Origin of the sequence: Streptomyces sp. ADI96-02, from assembly GCF_003846185.1 — a bacterium.
Classification (GTDB): Bacteria; Actinomycetota; Actinomycetes; order Streptomycetales; family Streptomycetaceae; genus Streptomyces.
In genome coordinates, this window is sequence record NZ_ML123034.1 from 487,813 (window position 1) to 505,309 (window position 17,497).

Genomic DNA, 17,497 nt, shown 5'->3' on the forward strand with positions numbered 1-17,497 from the left:
CCGGGCGCCCGCAGAGTTGGTAGAAGCGTGAACATTCTTGGGGTGCGCGAGCTGGACGCGGTCGTGATCGGCGCCGGTCAGGCGGGGCTGTCGGCCGCGTACCACCTGCGGCGCGCCGGCCTCGAACCCGACCGCGACTTCGTCGTCCTGGATCACGCTCCCGGGCCCGGCGGGGCCTGGCAGTTCCGCTGGCCCTCCCTGACGTACGGAAGGGTCCACGGCATGCACGCGCTGCCGGGGATGGAGCTGACCGGAGCCGATCCGGACCGCCCCTCGTCGGAGGTGATCGCCGGGTACTTCGCGGCGTACGAGGAGCGCTTCGGCCTCCGCGTGCACCGGCCGGTCGAGGTGCGGGCGGTGCGCGAGGGGAGCGGCGGGCGTCTGCTCGTGGAGACGTCCGAGGGCGGCTACGGGCCGCGTGCGCTGATCAATGCGACCGGCACCTGGGCCCGCCCCTTCTGGCCCCGCTACCCGGGCCAGGAGACGTTCCGCGGCCGGCAGTTGCACACGGTGCGCTACCCGGGTCCTGAGGAGTTCGCGGGACGGCGCGTCATCGTGGTCGGGGGCGGGGCCTCCGGTACGCAGCACCTGATGGAGATCGCCGACCACGCCGCCGCGACCTTCTGGGTGACGCGGCGCGAGCCGGTCTTCCGCGAGGGGCCGTTCACCGAGGAGTGGGGGCGGGCCGCCGTCGCCCTGGTGGAGCGGCGGGTGCGCGACGGGCTGCCGCCGCGGAGCGTGGTCAGCGTGACCGGACTGCCGGTCACCGACGCGGTACGCCGCGCGCGTGAGCGGGGCGTCCTCGACCGGTTGCCGATGTTCGACCGGATCACGCCGACCGGCGCGGTGTGGGACGACGGGCGGACGGTCGAGGCGGACGTGATCCTGTGGGCGACGGGTTTCCGGCCCGCCGTGGAGCATCTGGCGCCGCTCAGGCTGCGCGAGCCGGGCGGTGGCATCCGTGTGGAGGACACCCGCGCCGTACGGGACGGTCGGGTGCACCTCGTCGGGTACGGGCCGTCCGCCAGCACCATCGGCGCCAACCGGGCGGGGCGGACGGCGGTCCGGTCGGTGACGGGGCTGCTGGCCGGAACCGGTGGGAGGCCGGGGGCCGACGAGGTCGCGGCTCCGGCGTCCGTATGACGGGCTGAGCGGTCGTATGACGGGCGTAGCGGTGCGGGTGGGGGCGGTCAGCTCGCGGTGGCGGAGCGCCGTCCTTGGTTGAACTCCTCGACGTTCTTGCGCTGCTCGTCGTAGCTCTCGGTGAAGCGGGTGTCTCCCGGCCCGACCGTGACGAAGTACAGCCAGGGGCCGGGCGCGGGGCTGACGGCCGCTCGCAGGGCCTCCTCCCCCGGGTTGCCGATGGGCGTCGGCGGCAGGCCCTTGCGCTGGTAGCTGTTGTACGGGCTGTCGATCCTGGTGTCCCCGGCGCTGGTGTCCAGCGTGGAGCGCTTCAGGGCGTAGTTGAGCGTGGAGTCCATCTGGAGCGGCATGTCCTTGAGCAGCCGGTTGTAGACGACCCGGGCGACCTTGGCCATGTCGGCGGCGGTGTCCGCCTCGGCCTGGACGATGCTGGCGATCGTGACCGTCTCGTAGACGGAGATGTTGTTGCGCCGGGCTCCGGCCGTGATGCGGTCCGTGCCGAAACGCTTGCGCGCGGTGTCGGCCATGTAGCGCAGCAGGCTGGTCGGCGTCGTCGACGGGTCGAGCGGATACGTGGCGGGGAAGAGGTACCCCTCGGGGTTTCCGGCGGCCTGGTCGGGCAGGGCGAGGCCGGCCTTCGGGACGGTGTCGCGTGTGCTGCCGGCGGCCAGGCCGAGCGCCCGGTCGACGGCCGCGTACACCTGGGTGGCGCGGCGGCCTTCCGGCACGACCAGGGTCCGGGTGCTCCGCTCCTCCCGCCCGTCGTCCGAGCCGATCAGGTTGAGCGGGATCAGGACGGCGGCCGACACGGCGAGCAGTGCGCAGACGACCATGACGGCCTTCCCGCGACGGGTCGGGCGGAGTCTGCGACGGGGCCGACTGTCCGGGGACTCGATCACCATGCGGGCACGTTAACCCCTGTCAGGGCCTCGGGCCGGTACCTCGGGGCCGACGACACGAACGCCATGACGCCCGATCAGAACAGACGAACAAGGGATCGGATGTTCGCTGGAACGCGTGATCGTACGGACTTTTGTTGCCCGGTCGCCACACCCGGCGTGATGATTGCAGAGCGCAGTCAACGGGCTGCAGACCGCTACTGCGCAGTCCCGCAGATGCACCACGCACAAGGAGAAGCACCAGATGAACTTCCTGACCAACCTGCTTGCCGGCATCGTCCACTTCGTGGGTTGGCTCGTCTGACCTCTGCTCCGACCGGCGCCGTCGCTCCCCGTCCCACGGGAGCGGCGGCGCTGCCGCGTGTCGGGCCGTGCGAGGCCGCGCGACGCCTCCGCCCCCCGCGCACGGACACCGGCGGCACGGCGGCACGGCGGCACGGCGGCACGGGAGCCGTCAGGAGGAGGCCGGCGCCAGGTGCGCGTCGCGGCGGAGCAGGGCGGCGTAACGGCCGTCGCGCTCCAGGAGTTCGTCGTGCGTGCCCCGTTCGGCGGCGCGACCGCCGTCCAGCACGATGATCTGGTCCGCGTCCTGGACGGTGGAGAGGCGGTGCGCGATGGTGAGGGTGGTGCGGCCGGCGGACAGGGCGTCGATGGCCTCCTGCACGGCGTGCTCCGTACGGGTGTCGAGGGCGCTGGTCGCCTCGTCGAGGATGAGCACGGGCGGGTCGCGCAGGATGGTCCGGGCGATGGCGAGCCGCTGCTTCTCGCCGCCGGAGAAGCGGTAGCCGCGCTCGCCCACCAGGGTGTCGTACCCGTCGGGCAGCGAGGCGATGTGGTCGTGGATCTGCGCGATGCGCGCCGCGGACTCCATCTCCTCGTCGGTGGCGTCCGGCTTGGCGAAGCGCAGGTTGTCGGCGACGGAGGCGTGGAAGAGGTACGTCTCCTGGGAGACGACGCCGACCGCTCGGGCCAGGGTGTCGAAGTCCAGCTCCCGGACGTCGACGCCGTCGATCGTGACGCGTCCGCCGGTCACGTCGTAGAGCCGGGGCACGAGGTAGCTGAGGGTGGACTTGCCGGAGCCGGTGGAACCGACGACGGCGAGGCTGCTCCCGGCCGGAATGGCGACGTCGATGCCGCTGAGCGTGGGGCCGCTCTTCTCGTCGTAGTGGAAGTCGACGTTCTCGAAGGCGACCTCGCCGCGGATCTTCTCCAGCCGGACGGGCTCCTCGGGCTCGGTGATGTCGGCCGTGAGGTCGAGGTATTCGAAGATCCGCTGGAAGAGCGCCAGGGAGGCCTGCATGTCCACGCCGGTGGAGAGCAGGCTCACCGCCGGACGGAACAGGCCCTGTTGCAGCGTGACGAAGGCGACGAGCGTGCCGATGGAGACGGGCGTGGCGCCGGAGTGGAGGGTGAGCCCGGCGGCCCAGTAGATGACGGCGGGCATGGCGGCCATCACGATGCTGATGGTCGACATCCGCCAGCGGCCTGCCATGTTGGAGCGCACTTCGAGGTCGACCAGGCGCTCGGACTCCTCGGCGAACCCCCGGGTGAGGGACGCGGAGCGGCCCATGGTGCGGCCGAGCAGGATGCCGCTGACCGAGAGCGACTCGGTCACCGTGGCGGCCATGGCGGCCATCTGCTTCTGACGCTGGGTGGTGATCTTCTTGCGCTCCCGGCCGACGCGGCGGCTGATGGCGACGAACACCGGCAGCAGGAGCAGCGAGACGATGGTGAGCCGCCAGTCGAGGGCGACCATCGCGACGACGGTCGCGATGACGGAGGTGAGGTTGGAGACGAGCGAGGTCGCGGTGGAGGTGACCGTCGCCTGCATGCCGCCGATGTCGTTGGCGATGCGGGACTGCACCTCGCCCGTGCGCGTCCGGGTGAAGAAGGCGAGCGGCATCCGCTGGAGCTGGGTGTAGACGGCGGTGCGCAGGTCGTGCATGACGCGCTGGCCGACCGTCGTGGAGATCAGCGTCTGCAGGACGCCGAAGACGCTGTTCAGCACGGCCGTGAGGATCATGCCGAGCGCGAGCAGCGTGAGCAGGCCCGTGCGTCCCTGAGGGATGGCGGTGTCCAGGATCGCGCGCAGCAGGAAGGGTGAGGCGACGGTCACCAGGGAGGATGCGCCGACCAGCAGTCCGACCACGGCGAGCCGGCCGCGATAGGGACGGAAAAGGCGCAGGATGCGGCGCACCTCGGCGGGCGGAGCGGTGCCGTCCCGAGGTGGGGGCGTCCACATGGGTTCGTCGGGTTTCATGGGCTCCTTCGTCTGGGCTCCTTCGTCGGGCGTGGGGCGGGTCGGAGCCGGGGGCGCGGCGGCCCGTGCGGATCGACCGTTGAGAGCATAGCTCATTGTTACCTTTACTCACAATGAACATGGTCCTGGTATTGTTCCCGCATGGAAGCCCCCGACTCCCCCGCCGCCGACCGCCCTCGCCCGAGCGGCCCCGCAGAAGGCGACCGGGACCGCGACGGCATGCTCGCCGAGCAGCTGCTGCGGCTGACGCGGCGGCTGCACCGCATCCAGAGCCGCCAGCTGGAGCCGATCGACATCACGCCCGCGCAGTTCCGGCTGCTGCGGACGGTCGCGCAGTACGACGCGGCGCCCCGGATGGCGGATCTGGCGCAGCGGCTGGACGTCGTCCCGCGCGCCGTGACGACGCTGGTCGACGCCCTGGAGGCGAGCGGCCGGGTCCGGCGCGCACCGGACCCGGACAGCCGCCGGGTGGTGCGCGTCGAGATCACCGAGGAGGGGCGCGCCACGCTGCGGTCCCTGCGCACCGCGCGCCGGGCCGCCGCGGAGGAGATCCTGGCTCCGCTGACGGCCGATCAGCGCGAGGTGCTGGGCGGTCTGCTGTCCGCTCTGGTCGACGGAATGCCGGAGCGCCACTGCTGACGGCACGCCGGGCCTCCGTCCCGACTCCGGGCCGGAGGCCGCACGATGCGCCGACGGGACACCGCAGCCCGCTGCCGGAGCCCGACCGGACCTCCGCACCGGTACGCCCCGATCTCGTCCCCCTCGTGATCCCGGAGTCGGAGCGCGCCACCCGGCCGGCCTCCGGATGACCGTCCGGACGCTCGGGACCACGCGCCGTCGAACAACGAAAGACCGCACGTCACAGGGTTCCAACTGGTTGAACCAGTTGGCGTTTCGGCGTGCCGTGACGAAAGTCCATGGTTTGCGCACGAGAGTCCAACAGCCCGTGGCTCCGGCCGCCCGCAGCTCCCTTGCGCATCATCAGCCTCACCGTCCAGGGTCCTACCGAGGTCCGGTCCCGTGCGCACGCACACGGCTCCGGACGCGCTCGCGCACCGTCAGGACCCCCTCACCCCACACCTGGAGGCTCGATGAACGACGACGCCCGGCACGAAGCGGCCCGGCAGGACGACCCCGCGCCGGCAGGCGCGGCCGGTGAGACGAACAGGCAGGACCCCAGCCGCCGTTCGGTGCTGTGGACCACGGCGGGGGTCGCCGGGGCCGGGCTCGGCCTCGGCTCCCTGTCCGGCGGCGTCGCCTCGGCGGCGGAGGCGTCCGCGCCCGCGGCGGGCGCACCGGCCGCCGCACCCGCCCGCAAGGGCCGCACGATGGTGGACGTCCCCTTCGAGGGGCGCTCGACGGTACGGGTCGGGATCGTGGGCCTCGGCAACCGCGGCGGCAGCATGATCGAACTCTTCCTCGCGGTGCCCGGCGTCCGGGTCGTGGCGGTCTGCGACCCGGTCAGGGAGAAGGCGGAGCAGGCCGCCGCCAAGGTGACCGCCGCCGGACAGCCCGCCCCCGCCGTCTACGCCAAGGGCGAGCACGACTACGAGAACCTCTGCCGGCGCGGGGACATCGACTTCGTCTACGTCGCCACTCCCTGGGAGCTCCACTTCCCGATGGCGAAGGCGGCGATGCTGGGCGGCAAGCACGTCGGCGTGGAGTGTCCGGTCGCGATGCGGCTGGACGAGCTGTGGGAGCTGGTGGACCTCTCGGAGCGCACCCGCCGGCACTGCATGCAGCTGGAGAACTGCTGCTACGGCAAGAACGAGATGCGGGTGCTGCGGATGGCGCACGCGGGGCTCTTCGGCGATCTGCTGCACGGCGCGGGCGCCTACAACCACGACCTGCGCGGGCTGATGTTCGACCCGGACTACTACGAGGGCCCGTGGCGGCGGCTGTGGCACACCCGGCTGCGCGGCGACCTCTACCCGAACCACGGGTTCGGGCCGGTCGCCAACTACATGGACGTCAACCGCGGCGACCGCGCCGTCAGCATCGCGAGCTTCGGCACCCCGGCCCTCGGCCTCGCCGAGTACCGCAAGAAGCACATGCCGGCGAACGACCCGAGCTGGAAGGAGTCGTACATCAGCGCCGACCGCACGATCAGCCTGATCCAGACGGCGAAGGGCCGGGTGATCCGGCTGGAGCACGACGTGTCGACCCCGCACCCGTACTCCCGTATCAACAGCCTCGGCGGCACCCGGGGCGTCTTCGAGGACTACCCGGAGCGCATCTACATCGAGCCCGACCACACGGACGACCAGTGGGCGGACTTCTCGGCGTACGCCGAGTGGGACCACTGGCTGTGGAAGGAGCACGCGAACCCGCCGGGCGGCCACGGAGGGATGGACTACATGATGGTCTTCCGGGTGATGCAGTGCATGCGGCTGGGCCTCGTACCGGACTTCGACGTGTACGACGCGGCGACGTGGACGGCCCCGGTGCCGCTGAGCCACCAGTCGATCAAGGCCAAGGGCGCTCCCCAGCAGATACCGGACTTCACGCGCGGCGAGTGGAAGAAGGCCCGGTCCGGCATGGACTCGGAGAAGCCCGCGGGCTGACGGCAGGGGTCCCGGGCACCGCGCCCGGGGCCCCGGGCCGGCGGGGGCGGGCCTGCGGGGCGGACGGAAAACCGGTTGCCCGGGACCGGGGCGGGACGCGAACCTTGCACGGTTTGGTCACACCGTACTTCCGAGGCCCGCCGCACGGGCCTCCGCAGCCGAGCCCTGGGACGTCATGCAGATTCGCGATCTTCCGTATTCGGATCCCGGCGACCCCGATATCCGTTCAGGTCCACGCTTCCTGATCTGGCTCGGGCGCCATCAGCTCGCCGGGCAGCTGAAAGCCCTGTCGTGGGGGCTGGTCCACCAACTGGGCATCGCCGGGCTCCCCGTCACCGTGGGCGTCGCCGTCCAGGCCGTCATCGACCGCTCCGGCGGACGGCTCGCGCTGGCCGGAGCCCTGATCGTGGCCCTGGGCGTGCTGATCGCGATGGGCGACACCATGCTCCACCGTGCCGCGGTCACCAACTGGATCACCGCGGCGGCCCGGGTGCAGCAGTTGCTGGCGCGCAAGACGGCCGAGCTGGGCTCGGCGCTGACCCGGCGGGTCGCGGCCGGCGAGGTGGTGGCCGTCTCGACCGGCGACGTGGAGAAGATCGGCTGGTTCGTCGAGGCGCTCTCGCGCTTCGCCGCCGCGGCCACCGCGCTCGTGCTGGTCTGCGTGGGCCTGGTGATCTACCTCCCGTCCCTCGGCGTCCTGGTGGCCGTCGCCATGCCGGTGCTGGCGCTGGCCGTCCTGCCGCTGCTGCCCCGCGCCACCCGGCGCGCCGACGAGCAGCGCGAGAAGGCCGGCAAGGCCACGGAGCTGGCCTCGGACACGGTGGCCGGACTGCGGGTACTGCGCGGCATCGGCGGCGAGGAGCTGTTCCTCGGCCGCTACCGCCGCGCCTCCCAGGAGGTCCGCAGGGCCGCCGTGCGCAGTGCGCGGATGTGGGCGCTGATCTCGTCGGTGCAGGTGCTGCTGCCGGGCGTCCTGCTCATCTCGCTGGTCTGGTACGGGGCGACGCTCGCGCGCGACGGGCGGATCGACGTGGGCCAGTTGGTCACGGTCTACAGCGCGGCCACGCTCATGCTGTTCCCGCTGCGCCACTTCGAGGAGATCGCCATGGCGTACTCCTTCTCCCGGCCGTCCGCGCAGCGGGCCGTACGGGTGCTGTCGCTGCACCGCAGCTCCCGGGCGGCCACCGTCGAGGGCGTGGCCCCGTCGGGCGACCTGTACGACCCGGCCACCGGGCTGATGGCTCCCCAGGGCCGGTTCACCGCCGTCGTCTGCGGCGACCCGGACGAGGCGGGGCGGCTGGCCGAACGGCTCGGCGGTCACGCGGAGACCGGCGACGAGGACGCCCCGGACGCGGTGCCGGACGGCGCGACGGGCGCGGAGAGCCCGCGGGAGTCGGCGTCGGGGAATCCGGCGCGGTCGACACGGGAGTCCGCGGAGACGCCAGCGCGCGCTCCCTCGGTGCTGCTCGGCGCGGTGGCGCTGGACGAACTCCCGCTCGACGTCGCACGGGCCGCGGTCCTGGTCCAGGACAAGGACCCGGTACTGCTGTCGGGGACGCTGGAGGAGCTGATGGACGTCCCGTCCTCCGGTCTGGTCACCGCCGAGGACGCGCTGGCCGCCGCCCAGTGCGGCGACGTGCTGGCCGCACTGGCCCAGGCGTCCCCCGACAACGGCGGGGACCCGATGCGGACGCGGATCACCGAGCGGGGCCGGTCCCTGTCGGGCGGTCAGCGCCAGCGGCTCGCACTGGCCCGGTCGCTGGTCACCGACCCGCAGGCGCTGGTGCTCGACGAGCCGACCTCCGCGGTCGACTCGCACACCGAGGCCCGGGTCGCCGCCGGCATCGCCCGGCTGCGCCGGGGGCGCACGACGGTCGCGTTCGCCTCGTCGCCCTTGCTGCTCGACGTCGCCGACCGGGTGGTGCTGGTGCACGGGGGCGCCGTCGTCGCGGCCGGCACACACCGCGAGCTGCTGAGCACCGAACCGCGCTACCGGGCGGTCGTCACCCGGGAGACCGACGACGAGGCGGCCCCGGCCGCGCACACGGCGATCGTGGCGGTCGAAGCGGTCGCCACCGTTCAGGGAATCGAGGAGAGGGCATGATCGGCGTCGCACCACCGGAGTACGACCCCGCAGCCCCGGAGTCGTCCACCACGCTGCCCGTGGGCACGCCCACGACCGTGCGGAGTTACGTACGGGACCTGATGCGGCGGCACCGGCGGGCCTTCGCCGTCCTGATCGGCGTCAACGCGGTGGCCGTCATCGCGTCGATCACCGGGCCGTATCTGCTGGGCGGTCTGGTCGAGGACCTGTCGAACGGCGCCGCAGACCTGCATCTGGAGCGCACCGCCGCGGTGTTCGCGATCGCGCTGGTCGTCCAGACCGTGTTCACCCGGAGCATGCGGCTGCGTGGGGCGATGCTGGGCGAGGAGATGCTCGCCGACCTGCGCGAGGACTTCCTGGTGCGGTCCGTCGGACTGCCTCCTGGGGTCCTGGAGCGGGCCGGGACCGGCGACCTGCTGTCCCGGATCACCACGGACATCGACCGGCTGGCGAACGCCATGCGGGAGGCGGTGCCGCAGCTGGCGATCGGCGTCGTGTGGGCCGGGCTGCTGCTCGGCGCGCTGACGGTGACCGCTCCCCCGCTGGCGCTGGCCGTGCTGATCGCGCTGCCGGTGCTGGTCGTGGGCTGCCGCTGGTACTTCCGGCGCGCTCCTTCGGCGTACCGCTCGGAGGCCGCCGGGTACGCGGCCGTCGCCGCGATGCTCGCCGAGACCGTGGACGCCGGCCGCACCGTGGAGGCGCACCGCCTCGGCGCCCGGCGGGTGGCGCTCTCGGACCGGCGGATCAAGGAGTGGACGGCCTGGGAGCGGTACACGCTGTTCCTGCGCTCGGTGCTGTTCCCGGTGATCAACACGACGTACGTGACGATCCTCGGCGCGGTCCTGCTGCTGGGCGGATGGTTCGTGCTGGAGGGCCGGCTCACGGTGGGTCAGCTCACGACGGGCGCGCTGCTGGCCCAGATGATGGTCGACCCGATCGGTCTCATCCTGCGCTGGTACGACGAGCTCCAGGTGGCCCAGGTGTCGCTGGCGCGGCTGGTCGGCGTGCGGGAGATCGAGCCGGACGCGGGCGACGCGGCGGTGGGGCCGCGGGGCCGGGACGTACGGGCGGACGATGTGCGCTTCGGGTACCGGGAAGGCGTCGACGTACTGCACGAGGTGTCGCTGGACGTGGCTCCGGGCACCCGGCTCGCGCTGGTGGGCCCGTCGGGGGCGGGCAAGTCGACGCTCGGCCGGCTGCTGGCGGGGATCTACGCGCCGCGCACCGGCGAGGTGACGCTCGGCGGCGCGGAGCTGTCGCGGATGACGGCGGAGCGGGTCCGCGAGCACGTGGCCCTGGTCAACCAGGAGCACCACGTCTTCGTCGGCTCGCTCCGCGACAACCTCCTGCTGGCCCGCGACGGCGCGACGGACGCGGAGCTGTGGGCCTCACTGGCGGCGGTGGACGCGGCGGGCTGGGCGAAGGCCCTGGAGCAGGGGCTGGACACCGAGGTCGGCTCGGGCGGCCACGCGCTGACCCCGGCCCAGGCGCAGCAGATCGCGCTGGCCCGTCTGGTGCTGGCCGATCCGCACACGCTGGTGCTGGACGAGGCGACGTCGCTGCTGGACCCGCGGGCGGCCCGCCATCTGGAGCGTTCGCTGGCCCGGGTGCTGGAGGGCCGGACGGTGATCGCGATCGCCCACCGGCTGCACACCGCGCACGACGCGGATGTGATCGCGGTCGTGGAGGACGGCCGGATCAGCGAGCTGGGCAGCCACGACGAACTGGTGGCGGCGGACGGCGCGTACGCGTCGCTGTGGCGCTCCTGGCACGGCTGACCGACGACGCCGCGCCGCGCGGAGCGCTTCTCCCCGTCCCCGGGGTCCGGTCGGGCCTCGGGGACGGGTGCGTGCGGGCCTCGGGGCGCGCGCCCGTCCCCCGGTGCTCTTTCACCTCGGCCGGGAGGCGGACGTGCGGGCATCCGGTGAGGATGAGGAGTGCATCACCCGGGATACGGGGCAGGCGAGCGCAGAACCACGCAAGCCCGAGAAGGGACTCAGACCGTGGCACCACCCAGGATTCTCGTTGTCGGCGCCGGCTTCGCAGGGATCGAATGCGTACGCCGCCTGGAGCGCAGGCTCGCTCCGGGCGAGGCCGAGATCACGCTCGTCACACCGTTCTCCTACCAGCTCTACCTGCCCCTGCTTCCGCAGGTGGCCTCCGGGGTGCTCACGCCCCAGTCGGTCGCGGTGTCGCTGCGCCGCAGCCGCCGTCACCGCACCCGGATCGTGCCCGGCGGGGCGATCGGCGTGGACACGAAGGCGAAGGTCTGCGTCGTCCGGAAGATCACGGACGAGATCGTCGACGAGCCCTACGACTACATCGTGCTCGCGGCGGGCAGCGTCACCCGCACCTTCGACATCCCCGGGCTGCTGGACAACGCCCGCGGGATGAAGACGCTGGCCGAGGCGGCGTACATCCGTGACCACGTGATCGCCCAGCTGGACCTGGCGGACGCCAGTCAGGACGAGGCGGAGCGGGCCTCCCGGCTGCGGTTCGTCGTGGTCGGCGGGGGCTACGCGGGAACGGAGACGGCCGCCTGCCTCCAGCGGCTGACCGCCAGCGCGGGGCGGCGCTACCCGCGGCTGGATCCGAAGCTGATCAAGTGGCACCTGATCGACATCGCGCCGAAGCTGATGCCCGAACTCGGCGACAAGCTGGGCGAGAGCGCCCTGGAGGTGCTGCGCAAGCGGGGCATCGAGGTGTCGCTCGGGGTTTCCGTCGCCAAGGCCGGCCCGGAGGAGGTCACGTTCACCGACGGCCGGGTGCTGCCCTGCCGGACGCTGATCTGGACGGCCGGTGTGGCGGCCAGCCCGCTGGTCGCCACGCTGGACGCGGAGACGGTGCGCGGGCGGCTCGCGGTGTCCCCGCAGCTGCGGCTGCCGGGGGCGGACGGGGTGTTCGCGCTCGGCGACGCGGCGGCGGTGCCGGACCTGATCAAGGGGGACGGCGCGGTCTGTCCGCCGACCGCGCAGCACGCGATGCGCCAGGGCCGGGTGATGGCGGACAACCTGGTCGCCTCGCTGCGCGGCGAACCGCTGAGGGACTACGTCCACAAGGACCTGGGCCTGGTCGTGGACCTGGGCGGCCGGGACGCGGTGTCCAAGCCGCTGGGCATCGAGCTGCGCGGGCTGCCCGCGCAGGCGGTGGCCCGCGGCTACCACTGGTCGGCGCTGCGGACGAACGTCGCCAGGACCCGGGTCCTGACGAACTGGACGCTGAACGCGGTCGCCGGCGACGACTTCGTACGGACCGGCTTCCAGTCCCGCAAGACCGCGACGCTACGGGACTTCGAGTACACGGACTCCTATCTGACGCCCGAGCAGATCCGGGCGCACACCGAGGCGACCGCGATCAGGCACTGAGCGCACCGCCGTCGCGCGACGGCCGCCGGGTGACCGCGCTCCGTCCGCGCCGGGGCGCGGTCACGGCCGCCGGGACAGGACCGTCTCCACCGTGTCCGCCTCCCGCGCCGTCTTGTCGTCGCGGTAGCGCAGGACGCGGGCGAAGCGGAGCGTGACGCCCGCCGGGTAGCGGGTGGAGCGCTGGAGGCCGTCGTAGGCGATCTCCACGACGAGTTCCGGGCGTACGGTGACGACGTGGCCGTCGTCCTCGGTCGCCAGCTCCAGCAGCCGCCCGGTCTGCCACTCCAGCAGGACGTCGGTGAGCCCCTTGAAGGTCTTGCCGAGCATCGCGAACGTCCCGTCGGGACGCCGGGCGCCCAGGTGGAGGTTGGAGAGCCGGCCGGTGCGCCTGCCGTGCCCCCATTCGGCGGCGAGCACCACGAGATCGAGGGTGTGCACCGGTTTCACCTTGAGCCAGGCGGCGCCCCGGCGGCCCGCGCTGTAGGCGGCGGCGAGGTCCTTGACGACGACGCCCTCGTGTCCGCGCTCCAGCGTCGCGGCGAGGAACGCGTCGGCGGCGAGGCGTGCGTCCGCGTCCTCCGGTTCGGTGACGAGGGTGCGCCGGACCCGCAGGTGCGGCGGGGCCAGGCGCTCCAAGGCGGCGTGGCGTTCGGTGTACGGCAGGTCCAGGAGGTCCGCCCCGTCGACCGAGAGCGCGTCGAAGAAGACGGGGAGGACGGGGACGTGGGCCGCCGCTCCCGTCACGTCCCGCCGGGAGCCCACCCGGGCCGCCGTCTCCTGGAACGGCCGGGGACGGCCGTCCTCCCCCAGGGCGATCACCTCGCCGTCGAGGATGAACCGGTCGGCCGGCAGGGCGGCGACGGCGGCGACCAGTTCGGGCAGCCGGCCGGTGATGTCGTCGAGGGTCCGGGTGTAGGCGCGGACCCGGTCGCCGTCCCGGTGCACCTGCACGCGGATGCCGTCGAGCTTCTCCTCGACGGCGCACGGCCCCAGCTTGTCCACGGCCTCGCCGACGGAGGCGGCGGTGTGCGCGAGCATCGGCTGGACGGGCCGGCCGACGGTGAGGCGGAAGGCGGTGAGCGCCGCCGGCCCGTCGGCGAGGAGGACCCGGGCCACCTCCTGGAGCGATCCGGCGAGCATCACGGCGCGCCGCACGTCGGCGGGCGGCGTCTGGGCGGCGCGGGCCAGCGCGTCGACGGCCACGGCGTCCAGGGCGCCTTGGCGCACCTCGCCGGTGAGCAGGGACCTCAGGAAGTGCTGTTCGTCCGCGGTGGCGGCGGCGAACAGGGCGCTGAGCCGGTCGCGGCGCAGGGCCTGGGACCCGGGGCCGGAGACGGCGGCGAGCGCGGTCAGCTCGGCGTCCACCCCGGCCACGGTCAGGGTGGGGTCGCCGGCGGGCGGCACGGGGTCGCCGAGGGTGCGCCAACCGACGCCGATACGGCCCTGGGGCAGGCGTCCGGCGAGGTACGGGATGACGACCGGGACGTCCTCCGGCCCGGCGTCCCGGAACAGCTCGGCGAGGAGCGCCACCTTGCGGGAGCGGGCGGAGGAGGCGGCGACCTCCAGGGACACCTGGGCGAGCCGGACGAGCAGCATGCGGCCATCGTGCTACGGCGGTGGGCGTCGCGCCCGTCCGGCCGGCCGGGCGCGGCGGCGGGCGCACCTCTCAGATCAGGTTGAGGGCAGCCGCCCCGCCGACTCCTCCGAGCACCATGAAGGCCGGCATCAGCACCTTCACCTCGACCCAGCTCCCGGCCCTGAAGCGCATCGCCTTCGGCGGTCCGATCGGGTACCAGCGCTTGCGGCCCAGCGGGATCGGCCACAGGATCGGGCAGCCCGATACGGTGAGCGCGTCGCCGACGCAGTGGACGAGCGAGCCGAGCACGATGGGCAGCCCGAGCCACAGGTACTCCTGGCCGGGGGCGTCGAACAGCCAGTCGGAGCCGTTGCCCGGCTTGTCCAGGACGCCGGCCAGGATCCAGGCGCTGGTGGCGCCGAGCAGCCAGACCAGGACGTCGCTGGAGACCCGGGCGGCCCGCCACAGCAGGCCCTCGACCGCGAGCACCAGGTGGACGAAGAGGATCGCGAGGACCGCCCAGCGGCCTCCGGTGATCGCGGCGACGGAGCAGCCGCCTCCGACGAGCACGGCCCACAGCCAGGTGTGGGTCAGAGTCCGGTGGCCGCCGGTGCGGCGGGGATCGCCGGGGCTCTTGGTGGCCTTGTAGACGGCGTAGGACAGCTTGTCGACGATCTCGCAGAGGCCCTTGGATATCGGTCCGAAGGCGCGCGAGATCGTCGCGGACTTGTGGTCGAGGTCGGGGGCCAGGGCCGCGCCCGCGCAGATCAGCGCCCCGACGACGAGGACGGGCCAGGGCATCGTGTGGCCCGTCGCGGCAGCCGCCGCGCCCACCCCCAGCCAGGCCGCGGCCCCCGACAGCGAGTGTGCCGGTCCCATCATGGTCGTTCCGCCCCCCGTGCGTGGTGCGGCCATCGCCTCTGCGGGACGGCCGAGTTGAGCCCGAAGCGTATCGTCCGTGATCTTCGTCGGGTCCGCCGGTTCCCTCATCCCGCCGGAAGGCAGGCAAGATGGGGGGCGTGACCCTCATCGACCAGCTGCCCCAGACCGACGACCCGGACGCCCTCTTCGAGGCCTTCTCGTCATGGACCCAGACCCAGGGCATCACCCTCTACCCGGCTCAGGAGGAGGCGCTGATCGAGGTGGTCTCCGGGGCGAACGTGATCCTGTCCACGCCCACCGGCTCGGGCAAGAGCCTGGTGGCGGCTGCCGCGCACTTCACGGCGCTGGCCCAGGACAAGGTCACCTTCTACACCGCGCCGATCAAGGCGCTGGTGTCGGAGAAGTTCTTCGACCTGTGCAAGCTCTTCGGCACCGAGAACGTCGGCATGCTCACCGGGGACGCCTCCGTCAACGCGGACGCCCCGGTCATCTGCTGCACGGCCGAGGTGCTGGCCTCCATCGCGCTGCGCGACGGCAAGTACGCCGACATCGGCCAGGTCGTGATGGACGAGTTCCACTTCTACGCGGAGCCGGACCGGGGCTGGGCCTGGCAGATCCCGCTGCTGGAGCTGCCGCAGGCGCAGTTCGTGCTGATGTCGGCGACGCTCGGCGACGTCTCGATGTTCGAGAAGGACCTGACCCGCCGTACCGGCCGCCCGACCTCCGTGGTGCGCTCGGCGACCCGCCCGGTGCCGCTCAGCTACGAGTACCGCTTCACGCCGATCACCGAGACGCTGACCGAGCTGCTGGACACCCGGCAGTCGCCCGTCTACATCGTGCACTTCACGCAGGCCGCGGCCGTGGAGCGGGCGCAGTCGCTGATGAGCATCAACATGTGCACCAAGGAGGAGAAGGAGAAGATCGCCGATCTCATCGGCAGCTTCCGCTTCACCACCAAGTTCGGCCAGAACCTCTCCCGGTACGTGCGCCACGGCATCGGCGTGCACCACGCGGGCATGCTGCCCAAGTACCGCCGCCTGGTGGAGAAGCTGGCCCAGGCGGGCCTGCTGAAGGTGATCTGCGGGACGGACACGCTCGGCGTCGGCGTCAACGTGCCGATCCGCACGGTGCTGTTCACCGCTCTCACCAAGTACGACGGCACCCGGGTGCGGACGCTGCGCGCCCGGGAGTTCCACCAGATCGCCGGCCGGGCCGGGCGGGCCGGGTTCGACACGGCCGGGTTCGTGGTGGCGCAGGCCCCCGAGCACGTCATCGAGAACGAGAAGGCGGTCAAGAAGGCGGGCGACGACCCGAAGAAGAAGCGCAAGGTGGTCCGCAAGAAGGCGCCCGAGGGTTTCGTGGCCTGGTCGGAGACGACGTTCGACAAGCTGATCACGTCCGAGCCGGAGCCGCTGAACTCCCGTTTCCGGGTCACGCACACGATGCTGCTGTCGGTCATCGCGCGGCCCGGCGACGCCTTCGAGGCGATGCGGCGCCTGCTGGAGGACAACCACGAGCCGCGCAGGGCGCAGCTGCGCCACATCCGGCGGGCCATCGCCATCTACCGCTCGCTGCTGGACGGCGGAGTGGTGGAGCGGCTGGAGAAGCCGGACGCCGAGGGGCGGATCGTGCGGCTCACGGTCGACCTCCAGCAGGACTTCGCGCTGAACCAGCCGCTGTCGACGTTCGCGCTGGCCGCGTTCGACCTGCTGGACGCCGAATCCCCCTCGTACGCCCTGGACATGGTCTCGGTGGTCGAGTCGACGCTGGACGACCCCCGGCAGATCCTGGCCGCGCAGCAGAACAAGGCGCGCGGCGAGGCGGTGGGCCAGATGAAGGCGGACGGGGTCGAGTACGAGGAGCGGATGGAGCGGCTCCAGGACGTCACGTATCCGAAGCCGCTCGGCGAGCTGCTGTGGCACGCCTACGACGTGTACCGCAAGAGCCACCCGTGGGTGGGCGACCACCCGGTGTCGCCGAAGTCGGTGATCCGGGACATGTTCGAGCGGGCGATGACCTTCACGGAGTTCACCTCGCACTACGAGCTGGCCCGGACCGAGGGCATCGTGCTGCGGTATCTGGCGAGCGCGTACAAGGCGCTCGAACACACGATCCCGGACGACCTGAAGTCGGAGGACCTGGAGGACCTGATCTCCTGGCTGGGCGAGATGGTGCGCCAGGTCGACTCCAGTCTGCTGGACGAGTGGGAGCAGCTGGCCAACCCGGAGGTGGAGACGGCCGAGCAGGCCCAGGAGCGGGCGGACGAGGTCAAGCCGGTCACGGCGAACTCCCGGGCCTTCCGGGTGCTGGTGCGCAACGCGATGTTCCGCCGGGTGGAGCTGGCCGCGCTGGACCGGGTACGCGATCTGGGCGAGCTGGACGGCGACTCCGGGTGGGACGAGGACGCGTGGGGCGAGGCGATGGACGCCTACTGGGACGCCCACGACGACCTCGGCACCGGCCCGGACGCGCGCGGCCCGAAGCTGCTGAAGATCGAGGAGGACGCGGCGCACGGCCTGTGGCGGGTCTGGCAGGCGTTCGCCGACCCGGCGGGCGACCACGACTGGGGCATCCGGGCGGAGGTCGACCTGGCGGCGTCCGACGAGGAGGGCCGGGCGGTCGTCCGGGTCACGGACGTGGGCCAGCTGTGAACGGACGACCGAGGAGCGGGGCGGCCCACCGGCCGCAGGAGTGGAGAGCCACA

General features: G+C 72.7%; 11 protein-coding genes. 7 read left to right on the plus strand and 4 right to left on the minus strand.

Annotated features, from left to right (window positions below; translation table 11 throughout):
- The first annotated feature begins 27 nt into the window (after nt 1-27).
- Nucleotides 28-1,143 (plus strand): NAD(P)-binding domain-containing protein, encoded by a 1,116-nt coding sequence (locus EES43_RS02150; protein ID WP_124267071.1) that lies wholly within the window; start codon nt 28-30, stop codon nt 1,141-1,143.
- 47 nt (nt 1,144-1,190) lie between these two features.
- Here the strand turns inward: EES43_RS02150 and mltG are convergent, their stop codons facing one another.
- Together mltG and EES43_RS02160 are read right to left on the minus strand one after the other, a co-directional pair.
- Nucleotides 1,191-2,045: an endolytic transglycosylase MltG gene (gene mltG, locus EES43_RS02155; RefSeq protein ID WP_124267072.1), complete on the minus strand. Its 855-nt coding sequence runs from the start codon at nt 2,043-2,045 to the stop codon at nt 1,191-1,193.
- A 451-nt stretch (nt 2,046-2,496) separates the two neighbouring features.
- On the minus strand, nt 2,497-4,302 hold the full coding sequence (locus EES43_RS02160; RefSeq protein ID WP_124267073.1) for an ABC transporter ATP-binding protein: 1,806 nt from the start codon (nt 4,300-4,302) through the stop codon (nt 2,497-2,499).
- A 141-nt stretch (nt 4,303-4,443) separates the two neighbouring features.
- Between EES43_RS02160 and EES43_RS02165 the strand changes: the two genes are divergently transcribed.
- The 5 genes from EES43_RS02165 to EES43_RS02185 all read left to right on the plus strand — a co-directional run bounded on the left by EES43_RS02165 (nt 4,444) and on the right by EES43_RS02185 (nt 12,335).
- Nucleotides 4,444-4,941, plus strand: a complete 498-nt coding sequence (locus EES43_RS02165; protein ID WP_206429982.1) for a MarR family winged helix-turn-helix transcriptional regulator — start codon at nt 4,444-4,446, stop codon at nt 4,939-4,941.
- Between the two features lie 452 nt (nt 4,942-5,393).
- On the plus strand, nt 5,394-6,866 hold the full coding sequence (locus tag EES43_RS02170) for a Gfo/Idh/MocA family protein (protein ID WP_124267074.1): 1,473 nt from the start codon (nt 5,394-5,396) through the stop codon (nt 6,864-6,866).
- Nucleotides 6,867-7,041: 175 nt separating this feature from the next.
- Nucleotides 7,042-8,970 carry an ABC transporter transmembrane domain-containing protein gene (locus EES43_RS02175; RefSeq protein ID WP_124267075.1) on the plus strand — a complete coding sequence of 643 codons (1,929 nt, stop codon included), beginning with the start codon at nt 7,042-7,044 and terminating at the stop codon, nt 8,968-8,970.
- Complete coding sequence (locus EES43_RS02180; protein WP_124267076.1) at nt 8,967-10,748, plus strand: ABC transporter ATP-binding protein; 1,782 nt, start codon at nt 8,967-8,969, stop codon at nt 10,746-10,748. The genes EES43_RS02175 and EES43_RS02180 overlap by 4 nt, the downstream gene beginning before the upstream one ends.
- Nucleotides 10,749-10,973: 225 nt before the next feature.
- The gene (locus tag EES43_RS02185; protein WP_124267077.1) at nt 10,974-12,335 is read left to right on the plus strand and encodes an NAD(P)/FAD-dependent oxidoreductase; all 1,362 of its coding nucleotides are present in this window, start codon (nt 10,974-10,976) and stop codon (nt 12,333-12,335) included.
- 60 nt (nt 12,336-12,395) lie between these two features.
- Here the strand turns inward: EES43_RS02185 and EES43_RS02190 are convergent, their stop codons facing one another.
- Entirely contained in the window at nt 12,396-13,931 is a 1,536-nt protein-coding gene (locus EES43_RS02190) for an ATP-dependent DNA ligase (RefSeq protein ID WP_124267078.1), read from the minus strand.
- 70 nt (nt 13,932-14,001) lie between these two features.
- Nucleotides 14,002-14,793 (minus strand): metal-dependent hydrolase, encoded by a 792-nt coding sequence (locus EES43_RS02195; RefSeq protein WP_124267079.1) that lies wholly within the window; start codon nt 14,791-14,793, stop codon nt 14,002-14,004.
- A gap of 137 nt (nt 14,794-14,930) precedes the next feature.
- Here EES43_RS02195 and EES43_RS02200 point away from each other — a divergent pair, with 137 nt between their 5' ends.
- Nucleotides 14,931-17,444 (plus strand): DEAD/DEAH box helicase, encoded by a 2,514-nt coding sequence (locus EES43_RS02200; protein ID WP_124267080.1) that lies wholly within the window; start codon nt 14,931-14,933, stop codon nt 17,442-17,444.
- The last annotated feature ends 53 nt before the right edge of the window (nt 17,445-17,497 follow it).